General features: G+C 56.3%; 2 tRNA genes and 3 rRNA genes. All 5 read left to right on the top strand.

The features are described 5' to 3' along the window. Positions 1 to 793 precede the first annotated feature (793 nt). The 5 genes from OO017_RS19805 (at position 794) to rrf (ending at position 5,909) form a co-directional block, all read left to right on the top strand. A 16S ribosomal RNA gene (locus OO017_RS19805) occupies positions 794 to 2,315 on the top strand. A 106-nt stretch (positions 2,316 to 2,421) separates the two neighbouring features. Continuing rightward, positions 2,422 to 2,495: transfer RNA gene (locus OO017_RS19800), tRNA-Ile, on the top strand. Between the two features lie 13 nt (positions 2,496 to 2,508). After that, positions 2,509 to 2,582 (top strand) — tRNA-Ala (locus OO017_RS19795). Between the two features lie 205 nt (positions 2,583 to 2,787). Next, positions 2,788 to 5,678 (top strand): 23S ribosomal RNA (locus OO017_RS19790). 119 nt (positions 5,679 to 5,797) lie between these two features. After that, positions 5,798 to 5,909: ribosomal RNA gene (rrf, locus tag OO017_RS19785) — 5S ribosomal RNA — on the top strand. Together the 16S, 23S and 5S rRNA genes with 2 tRNA genes alongside form the textbook arrangement of a ribosomal RNA operon. Positions 5,910 to 5,935: the final 26 nt, after the last annotated feature.

Here is a 5,935-nt window from a genome sequence, read left to right as displayed (position 1 = left end):
GCGAAGCCCTGAAAACATTTCCCGCTCTCACTCAGCCGTTTCCGGTGTTGGCACGTCTTTTTTTGGGGCCGGGTGTTGGAAAGCCGGATCTTCTGGCTACTTTTGCATCCCCGTTCGGCAGGGACGGGAAACAGGGTGCGGCTCGCGGGCCGGTGCTGCTCGCAGCCAGGCCGCCAGGGAAGCCCCCGGAAAAAAAAAGTTTACCCCGGGTGTTGCGGAAAAGAAAACTCTTCTTACCTTTGCATCCCGTTTCGGCAGGAGGCGGAAAGAGAAAGGGTTCGCTAACACAGCCCGCAGGTTGCCTTCGAGAGGGCTTCCGGTTCTAAAAAAAAACTTGCCCCGGGGGCTTGCGGAAAGCGAAAGAGTTCTTACCTTTGCATCCGCTTCCGCAGGGGGAGGCCTTCGGGGGAGGCCCGGAGAAAAAAAAGAAAGAAAAAGTTGCTGCGGTTTAAGGAAAGTTCCTTACCTTTGCAGCCCGCCCCGGAAGGGGTGCTCGAGGCGGCAGGCCGAGAGAAAAGAAAGAAAAAAAAATATCGCAAAACGCTTGGAAGTTGGTTGAGACTTTCGGACCTTTGCACCCCGCCACGGAGCGAACGGCTCCGAAGGGGAAACAAGAGAGACACGCGCTGAGAGGCGGCAAGCGGAGGAAACAGTCCTCCGGTAAAGTTCTTTGAGAGATTGCTTGAGACAGAAATAAAGATTTAAGGTTCTCCCCTCTTCTTCTAGGAGAGGGGAAAGGAGCCCGGGGTCGGACAGACACATTGATGGTTTTTTGGCCATCGCAGATTTTCTTACAATGGAGAGTTTGATCCTGGCTCAGGATGAACGCTAGCGGCAGGCCTAATACATGCAAGTCGAACGGATCAAGAGACTTCGGTTTCTTGGTTAGTGGCGCACGGGTGCGTAACGCGTATGCAACCTACCTTCCACTGGGGGATAGCCCGCCGAAAGGCGGATTAATACCGCATATGACCACAGGAGGGCATCCGATTGTGGTAAAAGCCGAGGCGGTGGAAGATGGGCATGCGTGCCATTAGCTAGATGGCGGGGTAACGGCCCACCATGGCGACGATGGCTAGGGGTTCTGAGAGGATGGTCCCCCACACTGGTACTGAGACACGGACCAGACTCCTACGGGAGGCAGCAGTAGGGAATATTGGGCAATGGCCGAGAGGCTGACCCAGCCATGCCGCGTGCAGGAAGAAGGCCTTCTGGGTTGTAAACTGCTTTTATACGGGAAGAAAACGCCCCTGCGGGGGTAACTGACGGTACCGTATGAATAAGCACCGGCTAACTCCGTGCCAGCAGCCGCGGTAATACGGAGGGTGCAAGCGTTGTCCGGATTTATTGGGTTTAAAGGGTGCGTAGGCGGCCCGTTAAGTCAGCGGTGAAATCCCACGGCTCAACCGTGGAACTGCCGTTGATACTGGCGGGCTTGAGTTCGGTTAAGGCGGGCGGAACTGGCGGTGTAGCGGTGAAATGCTTAGATACCGCCAAGAACCCCGATTGCGTAGGCAGCTCGCTGAGCCGAAACTGACGCTGAGGCACGAAAGCGTGGGGAGCGAACAGGATTAGATACCCTGGTAGTCCACGCCGTAAACGATGATGACTCGATGTTGGCGATACACTGTCAGCGTCCAAGCGAAAGCGTTAAGTCATCCACCTGGGGAGTACGCCCGCAAGGGTGAAACTCAAAGGAATTGACGGGGGCCCGCACAAGCGGTGGAGCATGTGGTTTAATTCGATGATACGCGAGGAACCTTACCTAGGCTAGAATGCGCGTGACAGCTCCAGAGATGGAGCCTTCCTTCGGGACACAAAGCAAGGTGCTGCATGGCTGTCGTCAGCTCGTGCCGTGAGGTGTTGGGTTAAGTCCCGCAACGAGCGCAACCCCTACCTTTAGTTGCCAGCGGGTCATGCCGGGGACTCTAGAGGGACTGCCTTCGCAAGAAGCGAGGAAGGCGGGGACGACGTCAAGTCATCATGGCCCTTACGCCTAGGGCTACACACGTGCTACAATGGCCGGTACAGAGGGTTGCCACCCAGCGATGGGGCGCCAATCTCAAAAAGCCGGTCTCAGTTCGGATCGGAGTCTGCAACTCGACTCCGTGAAGCCGGAATCGCTAGTAATCGCGTATCAGCAACGACGCGGTGAATACGTTCCCGGGCCTTGTACACACCGCCCGTCAAGCCATGGAAGTCAGGGAGACCTGAAGCCGGTGACCTCAAAGGAGCCGTCTAGGGTAAAACTGGTAACTGGGGCTAAGTCGTAACAAGGTAGCCGTACCGGAAGGTGCGGCTGGATCACCTCCTTTCTAGGGACGGCCTCCGGGCTCCGACGATCCTTGAGATCCGATGTTCTGTTTCAAGCTTTCCTTCTCAAAAGGCATTCAATCGGGCGGCCAGGCCCGGCCATGAAGCGGGCTTGTAGCTCAGGTGGTTAGAGCGCTACACTGATAATGTAGAGGTCCGTGGTTCGAGTCCACGCAGGCCCACCGCGAATTACCTGGGGGATTAGCTCAGCTGGCTAGAGCGCCTGCTTTGCACGCAGGAGGTCAACGGTTCGACTCCGTTATTCTCCACAGCCGATTACAGTACCAGGCCAAGACAACAGGTTTTGGCTTCCAGACTTAGGGCAGATGGAAACCGCCTAACCGCGGGACTGACATCCTTTAACTAAGGACACGTTCTTTGACATGATGGGAGAGAGATAAAAGAAATTGACTAGGCCCTAGTAATAGGGCCCTAGTGCGAGAGAGGCGGGCCGGCCCACGCTTGTGGGGCCGGCCGAAGACGCAGAGAAGGGCGCACGGGGGATGCCTAGGCTCTCAGAGGCGATGAAGGACGCGACAAGCTGCGATAAGCTTCGGGGAGGGGCACATACCCATTGATCCGAAGGTTTCCGAATGGGGCAACCCAGTGTGTTGAAGACACACTACCCTACGGGGGGCGAACCCGGGGAACTGAAACATCTAAGTACCCGGAGGAAGAGAAAACAACAGTGATTCCGCAAGTAGTGGCGAGCGAACGCGGATTAGCCCAAACCGCAGCTGTTACGGCAGCTGCGGGGTTGTAGGGCCGCGATGTGGGACCAAGTATTGAAGCACAACAGGCTGGGAAGCCTGACCATAGGGGGTGATAGTCCCGTGTGCGTAAGCTGCTTGGCCCTAGCGGTACCCTGAGTAGGGCGGGACCGGAGAAATCCCGCCTGAATCCACCGGCACCATCCGGTAAGGCTAAATACTCCTGAGAGACCGATAGTGAACCAGTACCGTGAGGGAAAGGTGAAAAGCACCGTGAATAACGGGGTGAAACAGATCCTGAAACCGTGCGCTTACAAGCGGTCGGAGCCCCTTAGTGGGGTGACGGCGTGCCTTTTGCATAATGAGCCTACGAGTTACTCCTCCCTGGCAAGGTTAAGTGCCTCAAGGCACGGAGCCGCAGCGAAAGCGAGTCTGAACAGGGCGCGCAGTCAGGGGGGGTAGACGCGAAACTTTGTGATCTACCCATGGGCAGGATGAAGGCTGGGTAAAACCAGTTGGAGGTCCGAACCAGTTTACGTTGAAAAGTATTTGGATGACCTGTGGGTAGGGGTGAAAGGCCAATCAAACTGAGAAATAGCTCGTACTCCCCGAAATGCCTTTAGGGGCAGCGTCGCGGTGGAGTCTGGTGGAGGTAGAGCTACCGATAGGACTAGGGGGAGTCACATCCTACCGAATCCTGACGAACTCCGAATGCCACCAGATATACGCGGCAGTGAGGCTTGGGGTGCTAAGGTCCCAGGCCGAGAGGGAAAGAACCCAGACCGCCAGCTAAGGTCCCAAAGTCTAGACTAAGTTGAACAAAGGGGGTCCACTTGCTTAGACAGCCAGGAGGTTGGCTTGGAAGCAGCCATTCCTTTAAAGAGTGCGTAACAGCTCACTGGTCGAGCGAGAGGGCATCGATAATAATCGGGCATCAAGTCTAGCACCGAAGCTGCGGATTGTATTTATACACTGGTAGGGGAGCATTCCAAGGGCGACGAAGGCATATCGGCAAGATGTGCTGGAGCGCTTGGAAAAGCAAATGTAGGCATAAGTAACGATAATGCGGGCGAGAAACCCGCACACCGAAAGACCAAGGTTTCCTGATCAACGCTAATCGGATCAGGGTTAGTCGGGTCCTAAGGCCGAGGCGAAAGCGCAGGTCGATGGACAGCTGGTTAATATTCCAGCACCGGCCATGCATAGCGATGCGGTGACGGAGAAGTGAAAGGACCGCGCACTGACGGAATAGTGCGCTTAACACCGTAGGTAGTGGCTTGGTAGTGAAGTACGCCAGGCTAGCTGAAAGTGGAAAGTACGCCAACCCTTCGGGGGCGGCGAGTGTCCCTAACCAGGCTCCCGAGAAAACCCGCTAAGTGTTTGACTGCATGGCTGCCCGTACCGCAAACCGACACAGGTGGTCGAGGAGAGAATCCTAAGGTGCTCGAGTGAATCACGGCCAAGGAACTCGGCAAAATGACCCTGTAACTTCGGGAGAAGGGGTGCTTCCTCCAGCGATGGAGAAGCCGCAGTGAAAAGGCCCAGGCGACTGTTTAACAAAAACACATGGCTTTGCGAAATCGAGAGATGAAGTATAAGGCCTGACACCTGCCCGGTGCCGGAAGGTTAAGAGGGGATGTTAGCCGCAAGGCGAAGCATTGAATCGAAGCCCCGGTAAACGGCGGCCGTAACTATAACGGTCCTAAGGTAGCGAAATTCCTTGTCGGGTAAGTTCCGACCTGCACGAATGGTGTAACGATCTGGGCGCTGTCTCAGCCGTGAGCTCGGTGAAATTGTAGTCTCGGTGAAGATGCCGAGTACCCGCAACGGGACGGAAAGACCCCATGAACCTTTACTATAGCTTAGCATTGACGCTGGGTAACTCATGTGTAGGATAGGTTGGAGGCTGTGAGGCGGTGTCGCCAGGCATCGCGGAGCCGTCCTTGAAATACAACCCTTGAGTTGCTTGGCGCCTAACCTCCCACAGGGGGGGACAGTGCTTGGTGGGTAGTTTGACTGGGGTGGTCGCCTCCAAAACAGTAACGGAGGCTTTCAAAGGTACCCTCAGTACGCTTGGTAACCGTACGCAGAGCGCAATAGCACAAGGGTGCTTGACTGTGAGGCCTACAAGCCGAGCAGGGTCGAAAGACGGATATAGTGATCCGGTGGTTCCGCATGGAAGGGCCATCGCTCAAAGGATAAAAGGTACTCTGGGGATAACAGGCTGATCTCCCCCAAGAGCTCATATCGACGGGGAGGTTTGGCACCTCGATGTCGGCTCGTCACGTCCTGGGGCTGGAGAAGGTCCCAAGGGTTCGGCTGTTCGCCGATTAAAGTGGCACGCGAGCTGGGTTCAGAACGTCGTGAGACAGTTCGGTCCCTATCTGTTGTGGGCGTAGGAGATTTGAGGGGTCCTGACCTTAGTACGAGAGGACCGGGTTGGACGAGCCTCTGGTGGACCTGTTGTGGCGCCAGCCGCAGCGCAGGGTAGCTACGCTCGGACGGGATAAGCGCTGAAAGCATCTAAGTGCGAAACCCGCCCCAAGATGAGATCTCCCTTGAAGGGCCGTGGAAGACGACCACGTCGATAGGCCGCAGGTGTAAAGCTAGAGATAGCAAAGCCGAGCGGTACTAATTGCCCGGGCGCGTCCGGCCAGGCTTACCGGCCCGCCGCTCTCACCTCTTTCTTCGTCTCTCCCCCAATTGTCATGTCTATCAAAGCATTGCAACAATCATAGCAGCAGCATCAAGTGCGACCAAGACCGCACGAAGGCAATGGTGGCTATGGCCCCGGTGAGCACCTCTTCCCATTCCGAACAGAGCAGTTAAGCCCGGGTGCGCCGATGGTACTGGGGTCACACCCGGGAGAGTAGGTGGCCGCCAACCCATCAAGAGGACCGCCCCCACAGGGA

The sequence above is a fragment of the Pontibacter anaerobius genome, from assembly GCF_026241195.1.
GTDB lineage: Bacteria > Bacteroidota > Bacteroidia > Cytophagales > Hymenobacteraceae > Pontibacter > Pontibacter anaerobius.
This window is presented reverse-complemented; position numbering and strand designations above follow the sequence as displayed.